Consider the following 19,779-nt stretch of genomic DNA (forward strand, 5'->3'; position numbering starts at 1 on the left):
GCCGTAGATCGCTACCGGCGCTTCGCCCGATTCGGCTATCTGGCAGACCAATTCGTCGACCCCCTCGCCCCCCCGGGGCAGCGGCGGATGTTTCGCGCCCTCCACGCGGGCGGGCCGCGGGGCCCCGCCCCCCCCCAACTCGGGTGCGGGACTACTTCAGGGCGACGCGGGTTCCGTCGGAGAATGCCGAGTCGTGGAATTCGATCGCTGTGGGAACGGTGCCTACCGGGACGTCGAAGACGAGGACCATCGAGGTCTTGTTGCCCGGGTTGATCTCGGCGGAGAGCTGGTCGTTGACGTTGATCTCGGCAGTGGTGTCGTTGGCGAACTCGCGGCCCTGATCGTCGATCAGCTTCTGATTCGAGCCGAAGTAGCTCTGGGCGGCGGTAGAGGTATTGACGACGTCGACGTAGACAAGGATGAACTCACCCTGCGCGGTCTTCTGCAAGAACTGGTTGTCGCCGACGGTGGTAACCGGCGGATCCACCTTCGTCACCGTGAATCCGAACTTGCCGTCGCGCACCTCGGTGCCTGCGGGTGCCGCGATCGCCTTGGTCTGCTCCGCCTTTGCGACCTCGTTGGCGGCCGTGCCGATCAGTGCCACACACCCACCGAACAGGACGAGCACGGCAAGGGCGAACCCGCCGAGCACCCACGGCCACACCTTCTTCTTGCGCGGCGGCTGCGGGTAGTGGGGCTGCGGGGCAACGGGGTTGGTCGGGTACTGGGGATTGGCCATGATCGTCCTCTTCTGGGAAACGCCGTCGGTCGCCGTGGCACGACCGATCGCGGCCTCGTTGGGCCGTGCGGTGCGGGATGGGGCATCGACGAAAGAATGTGCGAGAACTGTTGTCTCACAACGATATTCGTGTGCCGGAAGCGGCTGTTCAGGTTGTTGCCACTTCGTTGAAAAAGACGCTACACCTACGCAACGCCGATGGCAACCGGGAAACAATGTTTTCACTGCGAATGTTGAAAACATGTGTACTGACGTCGGGTTATGTCAACGATGATGTGTAAGGTTTGACCTTGACCAGAGGAGACCCCTTGTCAGACTCGACGCCCGCCGTCGCCGCCGCCGAGATCTCCCGGCTGGCCGGCGTCACCCGTGCCACCGTGAGCAACTGGCGCCGCCGACATGCCGATTTCCCCGCGCCGGTGCCGGGGGGCTCCGAATCGCGGCCGCTGTTCGACCTCGCCGAGGTGCAGCAGTGGTTGCGTGGGCATGGGGTCACCGCGGCGGATTCTCCCGTGCAGCGCCTACGGACCGTGCTGCGTTCCGAGGTCGCACCCGAGGATGTCGCCGGGCTGATGGCCTTCGTTGCGGACCCGGCAGGCGAGGCGAAGGACGCGGCGCACGAGGCGGTGCGTGCGGCGATCGGCGAAGTCGGCGTGCAGCAGACACTCGCGGTGCTGGCCGAACGTGGACTCGACGGTCCGAGCACCGGCATCTACCCGACCGATCAACCCGTTGCCGCGTTGATGGCCGATGTGCTCGCCGCATCCGCGTCGCCCGCTCCGCGCTCGGTGCTCGACCCGGCTTGCGGTGGCGGCACCTTGTTGCTCGAGGCCGCTCGGATCGGCGCCGAACGGCTCGACGGTCAGGACATCCTGCCCGTGCAGGCGAGTCGGACCGCCGCGCTGCTCAGCACACTCGCCCCAGGTGCCGACGCGGATATCCGCGCGGGCGATGCTCTGCTCGCCGACGCGTTCACCGATGTCGAGGTCGACGCGGTGCTCTCGAATCCTCCCTATTCACAACGTGATTGGAGTGCCGACGAACTGGCGTTGGATCCGCGGTGGGTGTACTCGGTGCCCCCCCGCAGCGAATCCGAACTCGCCTGGGTCCAGCACGCCATCGCCCACCTGCACCCCGGCGGCACCGCTGTTCTCCTGCTCCCACCCGCTGTCGCGGCCAGGTCCTCGGGTCGCCGGATAAGAATGGAACTGTTGCGGGCGGGCGCATTACGTGCCGTGATCGCCTTGCCGCCCGGCGCGTCGACTCCGCGACAGGTGGGGCTGCAACTGTGGGTCCTTCGGCGTCCTGGCAAGGGGAATCCCAGCGACACATTGCTGTTCGCCGACACGACCCGCTTACCCGATCACGGTGGAGACCAACCGGATTGGCAGGTCCTCGCCGAAACGGTCGTCAACGCGTGGCATGCCTTCGACAAGGGTGACGACGCCACCGTCCCCGACGTGACCGCGGTGGTCCGGGTAATGGACGTCCTCGACGACGACGTCGACCTCACGCCCGCCCGGCAGGTGCGCGCCGCCGTCGACCCCGACAGCGCCTCGGCCTCGGCCCGCGCCGCCATCGGTCAGCTCGGTGCGAACCTTACGGAACTGCATTCCATCGCCGATGCTGTCCGCGAATGGGATTCGGCGCCGGGCACCGTGTGGCGCTATGTGGCCGTCGGCAACCTGATCGCGGGCAAAGCCGTGCGTATCGTCAGCAGCAGCCCCGACACCGTCGCCGACGATGCCCCCCAACGCCCGGTTCTCACCGGCCACGACCTCCTCAACAGTCGCGCCCCCTCTGGTCTTACCGCCCCCGGTGCTCCTGTCGGTGAGCCGATCGAAGAAGGCGACGTCCTGGTTTCCCGTCTGCGCGACGACCACGGTGCCGCCCAGGGCACGCGCGTCGCCGAAGGCGCCGACATCGGAGCCGTCCCCGCTCCCGGCGTCCTCGTCTTCCGCACCGACGCCACCCGCATAGACCCCTGGTTCTTCGCCGGCTTCATCGGCAGCCCCGACAACGCCGCCGCCATGTACGGCACGACCACCATCCGCCTCGACCCGGCCCGCCTGCGCATTCCCATGCTCGCCCTCTCGGACCAGAAGACCTACGGCGAAGCCTTCCGCCGACTCCACCACCTGCGAGTAGCCGCTCACACCACCGCCACCGCCGCCCACCGAGCCGCCGACCTCATAGCCACCGGCCTCACCGCAGGCGCCTTGGAACCCCACCCCGAAAACTGACCGGCCCACCTCGCGCGCCGCGCGTGTGAACTGCTGTTCCGTCGGCCGGCTCGACGATGCCGCAGAAGGTGAGGGCGCAGTATCGTGCGATGGACCGTATCGGGCGTTGGGTGGGAGGTTGGGGTGCGCGAGGTCATCGACGGGCGGTATGAGATCTCTGGGGCTTTGGGAGCAGGCGGGATGGGGGAGGTCTTGTTGGGGTACGACGTTGTTTTGGATCGAGCGGTAGCGGTCAAGCGAATTGCTGTGGGGCAGTTCGCTTCTCGGACGGACCTGGCTGAGGAGTTCGTTGCGCGGTTTCGGCGGGAGGCCAGGGTGACCGCGCGGATTCGGCATCACGGTGTACCGCAGGTGTTCGATGCCGTGCTCGACAAGGGCGCTGAGAGTGTGTATTTGGTGATGGAGCACATCGATGGCGTGACGTTGCGGGACTTTGTGCACGGGGTGGGGATGCTGCCGATCGAGTGTGGGGTTGCCATCGCGGCGCAGATCGCGACCGTGCTGTCGCACGCCCATGTGTTGCCGGTGGTGCATCGCGATCTGAAACCGGCGAATGTCCTGGTGGCAGGGGACGGCACGGTGAAGGTGATCGACTTCGGGATCGCGGCTTTGCTCGATGGGAGTACGAGCCGGATCACTCGGACCGGTTCGGTGCTCGGGACTGCCGCGTACATGTCGCCGGAATTGGTGAACGGGCAGGATGTGGGGCCGCGGGCCGATCTGTACGCGCTCGGCTGCATCATGCACGAAATGTTGAGTGGGCGAGGGGTATTCGAAACCAGGTCGGAGTTCGATACGCACAACCGGCATCTCTCGGAGGCGCCGACGCCGTTGCGCGCGCTCCGCCGCGAGGTGCCCGCACAGATCGAACAGCTGGTCCTGGACTTGCTCGCGAAGGATCCAGCCGACCGGCCGGCCACGGCACGCGATGTCTACGACCATCTGCTGCCGTTCCTCCCCGGACCGGGGACGCCCGAAAGCCCGGCTCCAGCTGGGTATCCCGATCCGACAAGAATCTTCCGCCGCCCCAACCCGCCCGCCTATACGGCACCGGAACCCGTGGCGCGACGGTCTGCTCCCGGTAAGCCCGCGACCGCGACCGGCGGCCTCGTCGACATCGCGGCACGCTACCGCGAACTGTGCGAACTCGGCCGCTTCGCCCAGGCCGCCGAGGCATTGGTCACCGTCGTCGACGAGGCGGAGCAGCGCTACGGCTCACACAGCCCTCAGCTCGGCGAACTGCACCGCGATATCGCCACCGCCTTCACCCGCAGCGGCGAACACCGCCGAGCCCTGAACGAATGGGAGCGAGTCGAGACGATCGAACGGCAGGTGGGGGCCACGAGCCGGGTGTGGCAGGCGAGGATCGCCGCGGTCGAGTGTCGGGCCATACTCGGCGACCTCACCGCGGCCGCCGCGGTGGACGAGTTGTACCGGCTGTTCGGTGAAATCCGCGCCGCGGAAAACGAATTCGGTGATGCCGCCGTGGCGGTGCGCGTCGCCATCGCGGAACTCCTGCCCGCGGTGGGCGATCAATCGAGGGCGCAGCGGTTCCTCACGCAGCTCCGAGACGATCTCGAAGTGCTTCGGCCGCCGGAAGATCCGGTGCGTCGGCGGGTCGAGCAGCTGGCTGTCGAACTGCGCCGCTGACAGGTTCGACGGTTCTGCTCGGCGCGGCTGTCCGAGCAGAACAGGGCTGCCGTCGAGGCTCGGTCGCGGGCATCCCGGTCGTCGGGCCCGCCGAGTATGCTCCTCGCATTCGCCGGCGGGGGAGCGCGTCGGCAGTCGGTGTGGCCGCGAACAGGTGGTTCGCACGGAAGTGGAGTGGGCCAGGTGCAGGTGTTCGCCAAGTTCGGGTGGGTCGTCGGGCTGCTGGCCGGTGCCTTCAGCATTCTTCTCGGGATCGTCGGCTACTTCACCGGCATCGACAATGCCAGCACGTTCGAGATCGTGCTGGCGGTGGCCTTTCTGGTACTCGGTACCGCGCTGGCGGGGGCCTCGATGTGGCAGCTCGTCGTCGGCGACCGGCGCAAGCGGCAAACCTTCTACCCGCACGGCGAACGGCATCGGCAGACCGATCCCGGTGCGCCACCGCTCGGCTATGGGCCGTCCTGGAATGCCGGTGCGCCCCCGATGCCGGCGCCCCCGCGTCCGGCAACGCCTCCGGTTCCCTATCCACAGGTGCCCTACGTTCCCCCGGAATCGCCGCCGTACCCGCAATCGCTCTACACCCCACCCTCGGCGCCGATCGCGCCGACGGTTGCGCAAACCCCTGACTGGCAGACCCGTACCCGCACCGCGCACCACTGGCTGCCCACCGGGATCCCCTACGCGAGCGCGCCCACCGGAGTCCTCGGTTCTCCCGCCGACCTCGACCGCGACAGTTCCGCTACCATCCCGCTCCGCGTGCGCGACGCTGTCCGCGAAACGATCGCCATCGAAGGACCCATCGAGCGAAGCCAACTGGTAGCGCGGGTCGCCCAGCGATTCGGTGTGCACAAACCCTCGGAGAAACAGCAGATCTGTGTCCTCGGCGAGGTGCCGGAATCGCTGATGCGCGCTACCTCGTCGGGCGTGTTCGTCTGGCCGTCCGACCTGGACCCGTCGACCTGGCGCGGCTTCCGTTTCACCCCGCCCACGGTCTCGCGCGCCATCGACACCATTTCCGCCGAGGAAATCGTCAACGCGATAACCCATGTGGCACAACGTAATCAGCAATCGTTCGACGAGATTGTCTGGGCCACGCTCACCCAGTTCGGTCATGAACGCACCGGTGCCGCGGAGGACCGCATCGAAGCGTGTCTGACCATGGCGGTGCGGCGTGGACGCCTCGCCCGCGACCCGAACGGCCGCTACCGCGCGCTGAACTAGGCGGGGAGTGCGGGGAGGGTTCTCGCGTGGGTTATTTCGGGGGAGACCGTGATGATGTCGCAGGCGGCGACGATGCGGTGGGGCAGGTCGGTGCCGAGGTGGGTGAGGCTGGGGGTGACGATCGCGGCGGCTTCGGTGGTGGTGACCACGTCGAGCAGGCGGCCGATCGGGTCGTCGGTGCGGTCGCTGAAGACCACGGTCTTGGTGAAGCGGTAACCCAGGCGCTCGGCTAGGGAACGGATCTGCGTTTCGTCCCAGGACTGCGCGACACCTGAGATGTCGCGGCGCAGGTAACCGATCGCCGGTGGCTTCATGGGCATGACGGTACCGGCGGACCGTGTCGAGGTTGTGAACGCGAGCCGACGCGAGTCGAATTCGAAATCTGAACGAGATCTATTTCGGATTTCGTTCCGCCGGGTACGCGGGCGTGATCTACTGCTCGCCACTCGGGCGAATCAGCGCCTCGACGACGTCGAGGGCGTCCGGCGTACTTGGAGACGATGATGGTGGACAGAAGAGTGCAGCGTGTGGCCACGTTCGCGGCCGCGGCGGGGCTGGCGATGGCGGCGTTTCCGGGATCGGCCGTGGCCGCTCCCGCGGCGATCACCTGGGACGACGGCAACAGTCGTTTCACCAGGACGGTGTCGAACACCAACCCGGTGGTCGGCGACACGGTGACCGTGACGACGAAGTTCGAGCGCACCGGCATTCCGGTGGAGTACATCTACTCGATCAAGGACCTGCACCCGGCGTGCCTGACCCCGGTCGCGGGCTCGGCGAAGATGTCGGGTGACGTGGTGTCGATCGACACGTCGTCCTCGGACTGGGCCCGTGCCGAGTTCGGCATCACCAAGTACCCGGTGTACCCGAATATTTCGCCGAAATCGCAGACTTTCGAGATCCAGTACAAGGTCGGCGTGAACTGCGCCCGCGATACTCCGCTGCCGACGTCGATGCACTATGGCGGCTCGCTCGGCGACGGCATCTATCAGGGCAAGGGTCCGGCCATCACGGTGTCAGGTGACGCCGTGTCCAGCACCACCATCACCGAGGTGTCGGGTGCGCAGGTCGGTAAGGCCGTCACGCTGGAGGCCAGCGTGACCCCGGCGGCCGCGGGCGGCACGGTTCAGTTCAAGGCGGGCGACAACGTGCTCGGTGACATCCCGGTCGGCGCGAACGGCAAGGCGAGCATCGTCTGGACGCCGGGTGCCGCGGGCTCCTACAGCATCGGCGCGGCCTTCTCCGGGCGCAGCGGTGTGGCGAGTTCGTCGACCACCAAGACGGTCACCGTGGCCGAAGTGCCGACCGACGGCGGCGGTGGCGATGGTGGCGGCGTGAATACCGGGTCGTTCAGCTTCTAAAGAGTCGGCCCGGCACGGAATCGGTTGCTACCAAGCATCGTTGGAGATCAGGGCGGTGAGCAGCGTGCGAATCGCGGCGACCCGCCGTTCCGTGCCGGGCAGCTGATCGAGCGCGCATTCCGGATCGGCGGGCGGGCCGAGGTGGGTGCAGCCGCGCGGACAGTCCTCGATGGCACCGGCGAGGTCGGTGAACGAGGCGATCACATCGTCGGGAGTGATGTGGGCCAGACCGAACGAACGCACGCCGGGAGTATCGATCACCCAGCCGCCTCCGGGCAGCGGCAATGCCACCGACTGCGTGGAGGTGTGCTTGCCCTTGCCGACACCGGAGACCTCGCCGACCGCCCGATAGGCGTCGGGCACAAGACGATTCACCATCGTCGATTTGCCGACACCGGAGTGTCCGATCAGCGCGGTGAGCCGGTCGCTCGAGATCTCGAGCACCGGCTCCATCGGATCGTCGATGCCCGCGTAGAGAATCTTGAGATCGAGACCGTCGAAGGCCGAGGCGAATTCGGATTCCGAGACCAGATCGCGCTTGGTCAGCACCAGAATCGGTTCCAGTCCACCGGCATACGCGGCCACCATCGCCCGCTCGACGAAACCCGTGCGCGGCGGCGGATCGGCCAGCGCCACAACGATGAACAGCTGCTGGGCGTTGGCGACGACGATGCGCTCGAACGGATCGGTGTCGTCGGCGGTGCGGCGCAACACGGTGCTGCGCGCGCTCACCCGCACGATTCGGGCCAGGCTGTCCGGCCTGCCGGTGAGGTCACCCACCACGTCGACCTGATCACCGACGACGATCGGGGTGCGGCCCAGCTCGCGGGCGCGCATGGCGACGATGCGCCGGTCGGCGTCACCGTCGAGCACGCACCCCCAGCGGCCGCGGTCGACGGCCACCACCATGGCAGCCTCGGCGTCGGCGTGCTGCGGACGGGTCTTGGTGCGGGGACGCGACGACGCCTTACCCGGGCGCACCCGGACATCGGATTCGTCGTAGCTGGCTGAGGATCGCCCCTGGCGGCTCAGCGCGCCACCCCCTCGCCGGATAACGCGGGTGCCAGCATCTGTTCCCACAGCGCGACGAAGGTCGGCAGGGTCTTGGCGGTGGTGCCGATGTCCTCGATCTCCACGCCGGGCACTCGCAGCCCGAGAATCGCACCGGCGGTGGCCATTCGGTGATCGGCGTAGGAGTGCCACCGACCGGCGTGCAGCGGGGCGGGCACGATCTCGAGGCCGTCCTCGGTCTCGGTGACATTGCCGCCGAGGCGGTTGATCTCGGCGGAAAGTGCTGCGAGACGGTCTGTTTCGTGCCCACGCAGATGGGCGATGCCACGCAGTCGCGAGGGCGAATCGGCCAGTGCGGCCAGCGCGGCGACGGTGGGGGTGAGTTCGCCGACGTCGTGCAGGTCGATGTCGATGCCCGCCAGGCGTTCCGGGCCTGCCACGGTGAGAATGCCGTCGAAGATGCGGGCCTCGGCGCCCATCCGGACGAGGATCTCGCGGATCACGTCACCGGGCTGGGTGGTGCCGCGCGGCCACATCGGGATGCTCACCTCGCCGCCGGTCACCGCGGCCGCCGCCAGGAACGGGGTGGCGTTGGACAGATCGGGCTCGATGTCCCAATCGACCGCGCGGATCGGGCCGGGTGCCACGGTCCAGGTCTGGGCGTTGCCGGAATCGGCGGGGGTCTGCACGGCCACGTCGGCGCGACGCAGCATTTCGACGGTCATCTCGATGTGCGGCATCGACGGCAGCGCCTTGCCGTCGTGGTGGACGGTGATGCCCTCGTCGAAGCGGGCGGCCGAGAGCAGCAGGCCCGAAACGAACTGCGAGGAACCCGAGGCGTCGATGGTGACGGTGCCGCCGCGCAGGGCGCCGGCGCCGTGCACGACGAACGGCAGCGCGTCACCGTCGACATCGAGACCCAGCTTGCGCAAGGCGTCGAGGATGGTGGTCAGCGGGCGCAGCTTCGCCTGCTCGTCGCCGAAGAACGCGACATCGCCCGTGGCCAGTGCGGCGGCGGGCGGCAGGAATCGCATGATGGTGCCCGCCAGGCCGCAGTCGACCGCGGCGCTGTGCAGGGGAGCCGGGGTGACCTCGAGCGTCTCGGCGTCGCCGGTGATCTCGGTGCCGAGGGCGCGCAGGGCCCCGATCATCAGGTCGGTGTCGCGGCTGCGCAGCGCACCGGTGAGCGTGGACGGCCCATCGGCCAGTGCGGCCAGGATGAGCGCGCGGTTGGTGATGGACTTCGAACCGGGCAGGGTCACGGTCGCGTGGACGGGGACCTCGATATGGGGCGCAGGCCAGAAACTCACGCCCCCATCTTCGCTTATGTGCGGTTCGAACACACCGGTGGTGCGCATTTCGGCGTGGGGTGGGGTCGTCAGCAGGGTCTTCTGTCGGTCCCCGCGCGTATCTTGACCTTTATGTGTGGACGATATGCGACGACCACGAATCCGGGCCGATTGGCGGCCGAACTGGACGCTGTCGACGAGACGGGGCTCGACGAGCCGGATGCCGCCGTCAGCTACAACGTCGCGCCGACCACCCAGGTGCTCACCGTCGTGGAACGGCACGCGCACGGCGAACCCGACGACGATCCGCGCCTGCGGATCCGGCGCATGCGCTGGGGCTTGATCCCGCACTGGACCAAGGCGGCCGAACCCGGCGTGCCCGCCAAGGGGAAGCCGCTGTTCAACGCGCGTGCCGACAAGGCGAGTACCGCGCCGTCGTTCCGCGACGCGGTCAAACACAAGCGCTGCCTGGTGCCGATGGACGGCTGGTACGAGTGGCTGGTCGAGCCGGCGCCGACCGGCAAGGGCAAGGCGGTGAAGCGGCCCTTCTATATGTCGCACAGCGACGGTTCCCTGCTCTATATGGCCGGACTGTGGTCGGTCTGGCGTGACCGCGGCCAACCCGACTCCGAGCCGCTCATGTCGTGCACGATCCTGACCACCGACGCGAGCGGCGAGCTGGCCGACATCCACGACCGGATGCCGTTGCCGATGCCGCGCGAACACTGGGACGCGTGGCTGGACCCGGACCACCCGGCGCCGGCCGATTTGCTGTTGCCGCCCTCGCGGGCGGAGCTGGCGACGATCGTGGCGCGCCCGGTCTCCACCCTGGTGAACAACGTGCGAAACAACGGCCCAGAACTGCTCCTGCTCGACGCGAACCACAACGACGAGGCCGGGCAGACCACATTGCTGTGATCATGCCCGGCCTCGGGTACCGGATTCAGAGCGAGCAGGGCACCGAATCGGTGGCGATGTTCAACCCGCACTTGATGATCCCGGTGACCAGATCGATAACCTCGGTGGCGACCCCGCCGCCGAGCTTCTCGGCCTTATCGGCGCTCTGATCGGTTTCCGGCGAGGTCCTCGGTGAACTCCTCGGCGTGGCGCCTTGGCCGTTGAGCGGATAGTCGCCGGGTTCGGCCTGCGACGGCGGGACCACCTGCGGAGCCGCGGTGGCAGGGGCTAAAGCGGCAGCGCCGAAAGTGATCATCAGGGCACCGGACAGGGCGGCGATCGTCGAACGAGCGGACATTTTCGCATCACATCCTCTGGTCGAATCGAATCGGTCGTACCGGGCGCAGAATGCACCGAAGTGAATTCGGAGCCAGGAGCCGATCGGATTGCCTCAGCTGGTGATCGGCGCGGTGACAGCCGCGCAGGCGCGCACCAGGTCCGCGGGCGCCAACTCGATTTCGAGACCGCGTTTACCCGCGCTGCACAGCACCCGATCCCAGTCGAGCGCGGAGGCGTCGACAACAGTGGGCAACTTCTTGCGCTGACCCAGCGGCGAAACCCCGCCGAGCACATAGCCGGTGGTGCGCTCGGCCTTGGTCTTGTCGGCCATACTCGCCTTCGACGCGCCGAGAGCGGCGGCCGCCGCCTTCAACGACAACCGCGCGGGCACCGGCACAACGGCCACCGCCAGCGCACCGGATGAGAGTTCGATCACCAGCGTCTTGAAGATCTGCGCGGCATGCACTCCCAGCTCGTCGCCGAGTGCGTCGACGGCCTCGTCGCCATAGGACTCCGCCCGCGGATCGTGGGAATAGGAGTGGACGCGATGCGCGATACCGCGCAGCGCCTTGATCGCGGGTGTCGACATAGCGGTCACCCTAATCGGGGCCACACCCCACCCGGCAACCACATTTCCGCCCGGTACGGGAACACGAATGCGGGGGTGCATGTTGCACACAAGTGACAAGGCAACGCGGTCCGGGAAGACGTGAAGGAGAGATAGTGACACTGCTGCTCGAGGAACGTCCTCTCCTGCCACGGGGTGCGCGATTGCCGATCGATTCCGTCGTGCCGGTAGATTCGGTTACTACGGCGATCGAAGGGATTGGTGTGACGAGCGACGACGACGTGGTGTCCGACGGTGCGTCCGGCACAGAAGTCGACGAAGCCGAGCTGGCGGCCCGGTTCGAGCGCGATGCGCTCCCGATGATCGACCAGCTCTACGGCGCCGCCCTGCGGATGACCAGGAACCCGGCCGATGCCGAGGACCTGGTGCAGGAGACGTTCGTGAAGGCGTTCCAGGGGTTCAAGTCGTTCCGGGAGGGCACCAATCTGCGTGCCTGGCTGTACCGGATCCTGACCAACACCTACATCAACTCCTACCGCAAGAAGCAGCGTCAGCCCGCGCAGTACCCGACCGACGAGATCACCGACTGGCAGCTGGCGGCCACCGCCGAGCACTCCTCGGTCGGCCTGCGCTCGGCCGAGGTGGAGGCGCTGGACGCGCTGCCCGACGACCAGATCAAGTCCGCGCTGCAGCAGCTGCCGGAGGAATTCCGGATGGCGGTGTACTACGCCGACGTCGAGGGCTTCCCGTACAAGGAAATCGCCGACATCATGGGCACCCCCATCGGTACCGTGATGTCTCGGCTGCACCGCGGACGCAAGCAGCTCAAGGGCCTGCTCGCCGACGTGGCGCGCGAACGTGGATTCGACCGTGGGGAACGCCAGGAGGTAGTCAAGTGAGTGACGATCCCGATCTCGACATGGACTGCACCGCGGTCCTCGCGGATGTGTGGCTCATGCTCGACAACGAGTGCGACAACGCCACCCGGGAGCGCCTGCAGGAGCACATGGACCACTGCAGCCCCTGCATCGAGGCCTACGGCATCGAGGAGAAGATCAAGGGTCTGCTCAGCCGCAAGTGCGGTGGTGAGCACGCTCCCGATGGTCTGCGCGAGCGCCTGAAGCTGGAGATCCACCGGTCGATCACGGTTGCCAGGATCGAGACCACCGAGGGCTGATCAGCCCTGAAACGACAACAGCACGCTCTCATCGAGAGCGTGCTGTTGTCGTCTGTGCGCAGCGGCACGACTCAAGCGTTAGGACGCTTGCCGTGGTTTGCGGCGTTGCCCTTGCGGCTGCGCTTCTTACGTCCACGCTTACCCATGGGAGCTCCCTTCTATGTCTGGTCGAGAGCCATTGTTTCACGTGTGGTTGGCTGTATCTTCGGCGGATACCGGCCACCGTCGCATCGCGGTGGCCGCACGACTATTGAACGGGGTGCCATGCCTGAAGAAGTGCGCGCGGAGATGGTCTCGACCGTGCTCGCTGTGGAGGTCACTGTGGGCGAGCACGTCCAGGTCGACCAGACCCTGGTGCTGCTCGAATCGATGAAGATGGAGATCCCGGTGCTCACCGAGATCGAGGGCGACGTCACCTCGGTCGACGTCACGCCGGGCCAGGTTTTACAGGCGGGCGACCTCATCGCCACCATCGCGTAAGTCACACGAAAACGAAGCGGTAATCCAGCGTGGCAACACTGAGCGAGCTCCTGGCCGAACACACCGACCTTCCCGGCATCGCCGTGGACCATCTGCAACGGGTGGTGGGCGATTGGCAGTTGCTCGCCGACCTCTCGTTCTCCGATCTGCTGCTGTGGGTGGGCGCGGGCCCGGTCGTCGACGGATCCGATGTGGTCTGTGTGGCCCAGATCCGGCCGACGACCGCGCCCACCGTGCATCTGGACGACAAGGTCGACACCACCGCCTCGCGCGCCGATTTCCCGCAGGTCTTCGATGCCCTGCTGAGCGGAAACACCGTGCGCACCGACACCGAGGTCGAGGTGAGCGGGGTCTATCACCCGAGCCCGGTACACGCGGTGCGCGAAGCGATTCCGGTGCGCTGCGGCGACGACGTGATCGCCGTGCTCAGCCGTGATTCGGACCTGGCACGCGCGCGGGTGCGCAGCACCCTCGAAACGGCCTATGTGTCCTGCGCCGACGATCTGTGCCAGATGATCGCCGACGGCAGTTTCCCCACGCCCGAGGATCGGGCGGCGACGCACTCCAGCCCGCGGGCGGGCGACGGTTTCATCCGCCTCGACACCGAGGGCACCGTCGTCTACGCGAGCCCGAACGCGCTCTCGGCCTATCACCGGATGGGGATGCAGGCCGATCTCGTCGGTCAGGATCTCGCGGTGACCACCCGTTCCCTGATCACCGATCCGTTCGACGCCCAGGAAGTGGTTGCCGATATCCAGGCCGCACTCGCCGGGCGCACCGGTCGCCGGATGGAGGTCGAGGCACGAGGGGCGACGGTGCTGTTGCGCACGCTGGTGCTGCGTCCGGGTGGGGAACTGGCCGGGCCCGCGGTGCTGGTGCGCGACGTCACCGAGGTGAAGCGGCGCGATCGCGCGTTGCTGAGCAAGGACGCCACGATCCGCGAGATCCATCACCGGGTGAAGAACAACCTGCAAACCGTGGCGGCCCTGCTGCGGTTGCAGGCCCGCCGCACCGAGAACCCGGAAGCCCAAGTGGCACTGACGGAATCGGTGCGCCGGGTCACCTCCATCGCCTCGGTGCACGAGATGCTGTCGATGTCGGTGGACGAGGAAGTCGACCTCGACGAGGTCATCGACCGGCTGCTGCCGATCATGGCGGATGTGGCGACGGTGCACACCGCGCGGATCAAGGTCCGCCGGGCGGGCTCGCTCGGGGTTTTCTCCGCGGAGCGGGCGACACCGCTGGTGATGGTCCTGACGGAACTGGTGCAGAACGCGATCGAGCACGCCTTCGACGCGGGCGAGAACGGTACCGTGACGATTCGCTCGGAACGTTCGGCGCGCTGGCTCGACGTGATCATCTCCGACGACGGCCGTGGCCTGCCCTCAGGGTTCAGTCTGGAAGGTTCCGACCGGTTGGGATTGCAGATCGTGCGCACCCTGGTGACTTCGGAACTCGGCGGCTCGATCGGTTTGCATCCCGGTGCCGAAGTGGGCACCGACGCGGTGTTGCGGGTTCCCCTCGGACGTCGTTCCGGGCGCTGACAATCTCTGAGAAATACTGGTAGGCAACAATAAACCCGGCACCGTAAGGTGCCGGGTTCTCACACATGCGTTACCGGGCCGGGGCTGAAGGCCCGGCAACGCCAGGTCCGTCGACTTAGACGGAGGTACGCGTACGGGTGCGCGCATTGCGCCGCTTGAGCGCGCGACGCTCGTCTTCGCTCATTCCACCCCACACGCCGGCATCCTGTCCGGACTTCAGGGCCCATGACAGGCAATCGGCCGTGACGGGGCAGCGGGCGCAGACCAGCTTGGCATCGGCAATCTGCGCGAGCGCAGGACCACTGTTACCCACCGGGAAGAACAGTTCGGGGTCCTCATCGCGACAGATGGCCTTGTGGCGCCAGTCCATTCCTCTGCTCCTTTGCGAGGGCGCCACAAAGGGCGCCTGTAGTTAGTGGATCGTTCACTTGTGCGACTCGAATGTTTCCGCACGGTTGCTTGTGAATGCTTTCACGATCACCGTAGATGTCAATAGGTCTCCGGCGCACCGTGGGGGAGATCACGCTCTAGGCCCCCACAAGGGGAACCTGCCCGGTCCTTTGTACTCGCGTCTCCAGGTTTTCGCAGCGCAACCTGGAGATTTTTCTTGACGTCCAGGTGTCAGGACGGCTTGGGGGCCACCACGTCGAGCACACTGGGGACAGATGTGAAATGCACCATCTTGCGTTTTCCGATGAAGTCGCCATCGATTTGCAGGCCGATCTCCTGGCCCGTCTCGATTCGCACAGACGGCACATCGTCGGCGCGGAAAAGCATGGGCGACTTGGGGTTTCCATTCTCGGCCAGCAACTGCCGCGCAAGCAACAGGGTGCGCGTCACACTCATCGACTTCACCGCGAACACACCGAGGCCCGATTCGAAGGTGGTCGTGGGATTCGTGCGAATCGGACGGTCCTCCAGATAGGTCCACGGACTCGAATTCGTGACGAAGGCGTAATAGACCTCCTCGAGCGGATCTCGTCCAGGTACCTCGACCGTGACGCGCGGATCCTGGCGCCGGGCCCGGAAGAACTGACGCACCGTGGTGCGCAGATAGCGCGCGGGCGTCGCCTTGCGGCCCTTGGCGCGGGCGGCGTCGATCGCCTCGCACACATCGGCGTCGAGGCCGACACCCGCGCTGAAGGTGAACCACCGGTCGTCGGCGAGGCCGAGCCCGATCCGGCGGTCGGCGTCGCGAGCCAGCAGATCGATGAGCTGGTTGGTTGCTGTCACCGGATCGGGGGAGATGCCGAGCGCGCGGGCGAAGACATTCGCCGAACCGCCGGGGATGATCCCGAGGCGCGGGCGCCACACCTGGTCGTCGCCGACCTGGGGCACCGGCAGGAAGCCGTTGATGGTCTCGTTGACCGTCCCATCGCCACCGTGCACGACGATCAGGTCCATTTCCTGCGTCGATGCCCACTGGGCCAGTTCGGCCGCGTGGCCGCGATGCTGGGTGTGCGCAACGGTCAGCTGCGTTCGGCTCTCCAAGGCGTGAGCGAGCAGATCCCGGGTGGCCGGGGTCGTCGAGGTGGCATTGGGATTGACAATGAGCAGCGTCCGCACAGTGCCGAGGGTAGTGCGCGCAGGCGAACAGCCGACGCCCGCCGGGCGCCACGACGCGTCGTCGTAGGCTGGGCACGTGGCAGAGCAGGACGTGACAGACGGTGACCAGCGCGAGGGCGGCGAACAGGTGCCGACCGGCATCCCGATGACGGTGCGGCTGGCCGGTGGGCTGGTCTCGCTGGAGGGACTGGCCGGGGTGGTGACCGCGATCGTGCTGATCGTGCGGGCGCTGACCGGGCACGATCAGTCCGAGGCCAGCGGGGTCGGTACCGCGATCTGGTTCGGGGTGCTGTTCGGCGGGGTGCTCGCGGCGGGCATCGGGCTGCTGCGTGGCAAACGCTGGGGACGGGCCATCGCGGTGATCGCGAATGTGTTGTTGCTGCCGGTGGCCTGGTCGTTGCTGACGGACTCGCACCAGCCGCTGTGGGGGAGTTTGCTGGGCCTGGTCGCGATCGGCGGACTAGCGACCTTGTTCGCCCCGGCCACCAGCCGCTTCATGGCTCATGATTACGGCGAAATTCCCGAGGACGACGAACGCGCTTAGTCAGCCGTCGCCGCGCGCAGCGCCTCGCGGCACAGGTGATCGGCTCGACGGGTGGTCTCGGGCTGCCGGAAACCCTGGGTGAGGGCAAGCACCTGTGCGCAGGCGGTGTCGAGGTCGATGAGGTGACCGACCGAGACGAACAGTGGCTTCACCTCGTCGCGCGTGCGCAGTGCCCGGCCGACGACCTCGCCGTCGATGGTCACATCGGCGGCATCCCCGCGGCGCGGGCCGGGTGCGCGGTATTCGCCCCACACCGATTTGGCGACACCGATGGTGGGAATTCCGGTGAGCAACCCGACATGGCAGGCCAATCCGAAACGTCGGGGATGCGCCAAACCCTGCGCGTCGCACACGAGCAGATCCGGTGTGGCGGTGAGCTTTTCCAGCGCGGCGACCGTCGCGGGCAGTTCCCGGAACGCGAGTAGTCCCGGTACATAAGGGAATTCCGAAATCCCATGTGCTACTGCCGATTCCACCGTTTCCATGGTGGCGATGTCGACAATTACCGCGGCTGTCGCGACGGTGCCGTCTTCGGCATAGGCCGAATCAATTCCGGCCGCAGTCGAAAATTGTGGCGGCGCAACGTTTTCCGTCGACACCTGGGGGCGGAGTTCGTCCTGGAGCGCGATCGCCTCTTCGGGTGTCCGCGGCCAATCGTGGGGTAACGCGATACGCATACGGCTCAGCTCGCGGTCGCGGCCAGTGCCGTCAGTTCGGCACCGGCGAGGCGATAGCCGATCCATTCGTCTTGCGGTGCGGCACCGAGGGATCGGTAGAACTCGATCGACGGTGTGTTCCAGGTGAGCACCGACCACGACACCCTGCTGTAGCCGTGTTCGACCGCCTCGGCGGCCAGGGCCGCGACCAGTGCGCGGCCGAGTCCCGTGCCGCGGGTCTCGGGGCGCACGTAGAGGTCCTCGAGGTAGATACCGTGCACGCCGTCCCAGGTGGAGTAGTTCAGGAACCAGATCGCGCAGCCCGCCACCTGCCCGTCGTGCTCGGCGACGTGGGCGAACAGCGCGGGCGCCGGCCCGAACAGCGCCGATCGCAACTGCTCCGGGGTGAGCGTGCACTCGGCGGGCGCCTTCTCGTACTCGGCCAGATCGTGGACGAGCCCGACCATCGCGGGCACATCGTCGGGGGTGGCACGCCGGACGAGTGCGCTCATCGCGAGACTCCTTCGATCGGTTCGGTGCGGGTCGTCAGGTTGTGGCCCCAGATGGAGCGGGCGTCGTGGTCGAAGCCGAGCACGCTCACCGCGCCGGTGGACATCGCGAACCGGCGGCCCTCACGCACCGCGAACTCCGCCCAGCGCGCGATCAGCACCCGCGAGAAATGCCCGTGACCGACCAGGATCACGTCGCGCTGTGGCAGCTGCGGCTCGGCCCGGGCGAGTACCCGGTCGGCCCTGGCGCCCACCTGCTCGGCCGTCTCGCCGCCCGGGACGGGCGCGGTCCACACGGTCCAGCCGGGCACGGTTTCGCGGATCTTCGCGGTCGTGACGCCCTCGTACTCGCCGTAGTTCCACTCGACCAGATCGTCGTCGACCTGGATCGGGGACAGTCCGGCCAGTTCGGCGGTGTGCCTGGCCCGCAGGCGCGGGCTGGTGAAGCAGAGCGGATCGCGCAGGTCCAGCGATTTCAGCACCAGCCCGGCCGCCACGGCCTGGGCTTCGCCCTGCTCGGTCAGCGGCAGGTCGGTGAAGCTGGTGTGCTTGCGCTGACTCGACCACTCGGTTTCGCCGTGGCGTAGCAGGACCAGGCGGGCATCGGGTGTGGACATGGGTCCATCATGGCAGTGCTGGTTCAGCGGAGCGCGTACAGCTGTCCGCCACGGTGTTCGAACACCGTGTTGCCCAGGACGGCGGTGGCGATGGTGTCGCCGCGGTAGTCGGTGCGCTCGATCGGGATCTCGGCGACGGTCGTGCCGTTGCCGCTGTCCACCGCGAGCTGCCCGTCGGGGACCGGGACCAGTAGCCTGCCCGCCATCAGCGCGGGGGTGCCGATCGCATCGCGAACCGTCCACACCGGCTGTAATGTGCTGGAGCTCAAGGCGATGAGACTGTCGCCGGTGAAGACGTAGATGGCCGAGCCGAGGCGGGTCACCGTGGCGCGCTCGTCCCACGGCGCGGCGAGCTGATGGGTCGCGATCTCGTTGCCGGTGCCGTCGTGCACGACGATCCTGGCGGGCAGTCCGAGGCCGGTGGCAGTGGGTGCCGTCGGGGGGTAGTAGACGGCGATCTTGTTGTCCGACACCGCGATCACCCGCATTTCAGGCGTGTCGGCGCCCGGTGCGGTGAGGACCCGCGAGCCGTACTCCTCGGGGGCGGTCGATTCCTTCGGTGCCGGGTTGAGCACGGTCAGCCGGTCGGTCGTGTCGCCGGGGCAGCGTTCGAGCACCGCGAGGCGCGAGGAACTCGACGCGGCCGACCGCAGCGCGCATCCGTTGCGCGGCTGGGTATTCGGATTCACCGGGGCATCGACGTAGCCGTACTCGAGGGTGCGCACCAGATCCGAACGCCACATCTCCAGCCGGTCGGCGCCGAGCGCGAGCAGATAGGTGCCGTCACCGGTGACCCGAATCTCGTCGTCCATGTAGCTGCTGCGCGCGACCCGGCGCTCACCGGTATCGGCCTCGAGCATCACGGACTGACTGCACCCACGCTGATCGCGATAGGTGGCGATCACCGTGCCGAACTGCGACTCGACCCCGCACAGCGGCATATCCCGGCGATACCACCACAGCTGCTCTCCGGTGACCGGATCGCGCCCGCTCACGGTGCCGTGGTCGCCGGTCACCACCACATTGCCCGACGTGAGCGCCCGCCTGCTCGACTCGTCGGCGGCATGCCACTGCTCACGCAAGGTGGTCGGCAGCTGGGTAGCCGCGGTGACGGTGGGCGCGGGAGACGCCGCGGTGACCGAATCGGTCCCGGTGGCATCGGCACGCGCCCAGACGACGAACGCCGCCACTACGAGAGTGACGGCGATCGCGACTGCCACGAAGACATCGGCGCGCGTCCGCCGTTCGGGTGCGAGCACGACAGCGACACTAGCAGTGTCGATCGGAGTGCTGGCGCACTCGTATCCGCGGCCCTGAGGGGCCGCCGGTTGGACGCCGTTGCTTGCTCCTTCGTCGCGTACGCAACGG

23 protein-coding genes are annotated in these 19,779 nt (G+C 67.4%); 10 read left to right on the forward strand and 13 right to left on the reverse strand.

Annotation, left to right across the window (positions count from 1 at the left end; all coding sequences use genetic code 11):
* Window positions 1-151 precede the first annotated feature (151 nt).
* Window positions 152-739: a DUF4352 domain-containing protein gene (locus ACFWPX_RS06920; RefSeq protein ID WP_378916716.1), complete on the reverse strand. Its 588-nt coding sequence runs from the start codon at window positions 737-739 to the stop codon at window positions 152-154.
* A gap of 308 nt (window positions 740-1,047) precedes the next feature.
* Here ACFWPX_RS06920 and ACFWPX_RS06925 point away from each other — a divergent pair, with 308 nt between their 5' ends.
* The 3 genes from ACFWPX_RS06925 to ACFWPX_RS06935 all read left to right on the forward strand — a co-directional run bounded on the left by ACFWPX_RS06925 (window position 1,048) and on the right by ACFWPX_RS06935 (window position 5,853).
* Window positions 1,048-2,982, forward strand: a complete 1,935-nt coding sequence (locus ACFWPX_RS06925) for an N-6 DNA methylase (RefSeq protein ID WP_378926540.1) — start codon at window positions 1,048-1,050, stop codon at window positions 2,980-2,982.
* Between the two features lie 123 nt (window positions 2,983-3,105).
* Window positions 3,106-4,632, forward strand: a complete 1,527-nt coding sequence (locus ACFWPX_RS06930) for a serine/threonine-protein kinase (RefSeq protein ID WP_378926541.1) — start codon at window positions 3,106-3,108, stop codon at window positions 4,630-4,632.
* Between the two features lie 174 nt (window positions 4,633-4,806).
* A complete protein-coding gene (locus ACFWPX_RS06935; RefSeq protein ID WP_378916710.1) occupies window positions 4,807-5,853 on the forward strand; it encodes a hypothetical protein in 1,047 nt (348 codons plus the stop codon).
* Here ACFWPX_RS06935 and ACFWPX_RS06940 read toward each other — a convergent pair.
* Window positions 5,850-6,167, reverse strand: coding sequence for a hypothetical protein (locus ACFWPX_RS06940; protein WP_378916707.1), 318 nt, complete (start codon window positions 6,165-6,167; stop codon window positions 5,850-5,852). The genes ACFWPX_RS06935 and ACFWPX_RS06940 overlap by 4 nt on opposite strands.
* Before the next feature lie 213 nt (window positions 6,168-6,380).
* On the opposite strand from ACFWPX_RS06940, the gene ACFWPX_RS06945 reads away from it, so the two are divergent.
* A complete protein-coding gene (locus ACFWPX_RS06945; RefSeq protein ID WP_378926542.1) occupies window positions 6,381-7,214 on the forward strand; it encodes an Ig-like domain-containing protein in 834 nt (277 codons plus the stop codon).
* Window positions 7,215-7,241: 27 nt separating this feature from the next.
* Here ACFWPX_RS06945 and rsgA read toward each other — a convergent pair whose 3' ends face one another.
* Both rsgA and aroA read right to left on the reverse strand, forming a co-directional pair.
* Window positions 7,242-8,246 carry a ribosome small subunit-dependent GTPase A gene (gene rsgA / locus ACFWPX_RS06950; protein WP_378916998.1) on the reverse strand — a complete coding sequence of 335 codons (1,005 nt, stop codon included), beginning with the start codon at window positions 8,244-8,246 and terminating at the stop codon, window positions 7,242-7,244.
* Window positions 8,243-9,583, reverse strand: coding sequence for a 3-phosphoshikimate 1-carboxyvinyltransferase (gene aroA, locus ACFWPX_RS06955; protein WP_378926543.1), 1,341 nt, complete (start codon window positions 9,581-9,583; stop codon window positions 8,243-8,245). The genes rsgA and aroA overlap by 4 nt, the downstream gene beginning before the upstream one ends.
* A gap of 63 nt (window positions 9,584-9,646) precedes the next feature.
* Here aroA and ACFWPX_RS06960 point away from each other — a divergent pair, with 63 nt between their 5' ends.
* Window positions 9,647-10,432, forward strand: a complete 786-nt coding sequence (locus tag ACFWPX_RS06960; protein ID WP_378926544.1) for an SOS response-associated peptidase — start codon at window positions 9,647-9,649, stop codon at window positions 10,430-10,432.
* A 25-nt stretch (window positions 10,433-10,457) separates the two neighbouring features.
* On the opposite strand, the gene ACFWPX_RS06965 is transcribed toward ACFWPX_RS06960, so the two are convergent.
* Both ACFWPX_RS06965 and ybaK read right to left on the reverse strand, forming a co-directional pair.
* Entirely contained in the window at window positions 10,458-10,769 is a 312-nt protein-coding gene (locus ACFWPX_RS06965) for a hypothetical protein (RefSeq protein ID WP_378916697.1), read from the reverse strand.
* 93 nt (window positions 10,770-10,862) lie between these two features.
* Complete coding sequence (gene ybaK, locus ACFWPX_RS06970) at window positions 10,863-11,339, reverse strand: Cys-tRNA(Pro) deacylase (protein ID WP_378916694.1); 477 nt, start codon at window positions 11,337-11,339, stop codon at window positions 10,863-10,865.
* Between the two features lie 242 nt (window positions 11,340-11,581).
* Between ybaK and ACFWPX_RS06975 the strand changes: the two genes are divergently transcribed.
* Window positions 11,582-12,217: a sigma-70 family RNA polymerase sigma factor gene (locus ACFWPX_RS06975; protein WP_174552018.1), complete on the forward strand. Its 636-nt coding sequence runs from the start codon at window positions 11,582-11,584 to the stop codon at window positions 12,215-12,217.
* 20 nt (window positions 12,218-12,237) lie between these two features.
* A complete protein-coding gene (gene rsrA / locus ACFWPX_RS06980) occupies window positions 12,238-12,495 on the forward strand; it encodes a mycothiol system anti-sigma-R factor (protein ID WP_378916995.1) in 258 nt (85 codons plus the stop codon).
* Between the two features lie 71 nt (window positions 12,496-12,566).
* On the opposite strand, the gene ACFWPX_RS06985 is transcribed toward rsrA, so the two are convergent.
* Complete coding sequence (locus tag ACFWPX_RS06985) at window positions 12,567-12,641, reverse strand: 50S ribosomal protein bL37 (protein WP_022597109.1); 75 nt, start codon at window positions 12,639-12,641, stop codon at window positions 12,567-12,569.
* A 118-nt stretch (window positions 12,642-12,759) separates the two neighbouring features.
* On the opposite strand from ACFWPX_RS06985, the gene ACFWPX_RS06990 reads away from it, so the two are divergent.
* Together ACFWPX_RS06990 and ACFWPX_RS06995 are read left to right on the forward strand one after the other, a co-directional pair.
* Window positions 12,760-12,975, forward strand: a complete 216-nt coding sequence (locus ACFWPX_RS06990) for a biotin/lipoyl-binding carrier protein (RefSeq protein ID WP_378916691.1) — start codon at window positions 12,760-12,762, stop codon at window positions 12,973-12,975.
* A 29-nt stretch (window positions 12,976-13,004) separates the two neighbouring features.
* Complete coding sequence (locus ACFWPX_RS06995) at window positions 13,005-14,519, forward strand: sensor histidine kinase (protein WP_378926545.1); 1,515 nt, start codon at window positions 13,005-13,007, stop codon at window positions 14,517-14,519.
* Window positions 14,520-14,634: 115 nt separating this feature from the next.
* Here ACFWPX_RS06995 and ACFWPX_RS07000 read toward each other — a convergent pair whose 3' ends face one another.
* Together ACFWPX_RS07000 and ACFWPX_RS07005 are read right to left on the reverse strand one after the other, a co-directional pair.
* A complete protein-coding gene (locus ACFWPX_RS07000) occupies window positions 14,635-14,889 on the reverse strand; it encodes a WhiB family transcriptional regulator (RefSeq protein WP_022567051.1) in 255 nt (84 codons plus the stop codon).
* Window positions 14,890-15,140: 251 nt separating this feature from the next.
* A complete protein-coding gene (locus tag ACFWPX_RS07005) occupies window positions 15,141-16,085 on the reverse strand; it encodes a diacylglycerol/lipid kinase family protein (RefSeq protein ID WP_378926546.1) in 945 nt (314 codons plus the stop codon).
* Between the two features lie 145 nt (window positions 16,086-16,230).
* Here ACFWPX_RS07005 and ACFWPX_RS07010 point away from each other — a divergent pair, with 145 nt between their 5' ends.
* Entirely contained in the window at window positions 16,231-16,629 is a 399-nt protein-coding gene (locus tag ACFWPX_RS07010) for a hypothetical protein (protein ID WP_378916992.1), read from the forward strand.
* Here the strand turns inward: ACFWPX_RS07010 and ACFWPX_RS07015 are convergent.
* The 4 genes from ACFWPX_RS07015 to ACFWPX_RS07030 are packed head-to-tail and all read right to left on the reverse strand — an operon-like array spanning window position 16,626 to window position 19,670.
* Window positions 16,626-17,306: an endonuclease V gene (locus tag ACFWPX_RS07015; RefSeq protein ID WP_378916684.1), complete on the reverse strand. Its 681-nt coding sequence runs from the start codon at window positions 17,304-17,306 to the stop codon at window positions 16,626-16,628. The two genes, ACFWPX_RS07010 and ACFWPX_RS07015, sit on opposite strands and share 4 nt — an antisense overlap.
* Window positions 17,307-17,311: 5 nt before the next feature.
* Window positions 17,312-17,797, reverse strand: coding sequence for a GNAT family N-acetyltransferase (locus tag ACFWPX_RS07020; protein WP_378926548.1), 486 nt, complete (start codon window positions 17,795-17,797; stop codon window positions 17,312-17,314).
* Window positions 17,794-18,411, reverse strand: coding sequence for an acid phosphatase (locus ACFWPX_RS07025; protein WP_378916678.1), 618 nt, complete (start codon window positions 18,409-18,411; stop codon window positions 17,794-17,796). The genes ACFWPX_RS07020 and ACFWPX_RS07025 overlap by 4 nt, the downstream gene beginning before the upstream one ends.
* Before the next feature lie 23 nt (window positions 18,412-18,434).
* The gene (locus tag ACFWPX_RS07030) at window positions 18,435-19,670 is read right to left on the reverse strand and encodes a hypothetical protein (protein WP_378926549.1); all 1,236 of its coding nucleotides are present in this window, start codon (window positions 19,668-19,670) and stop codon (window positions 18,435-18,437) included.
* Window positions 19,671-19,779: the final 109 nt, after the last annotated feature.

The organism is Nocardia sp. NPDC058518 (genome assembly GCF_042719655.1).
Lineage (GTDB): Bacteria > Actinomycetota > Actinomycetes > Mycobacteriales > Mycobacteriaceae > Nocardia.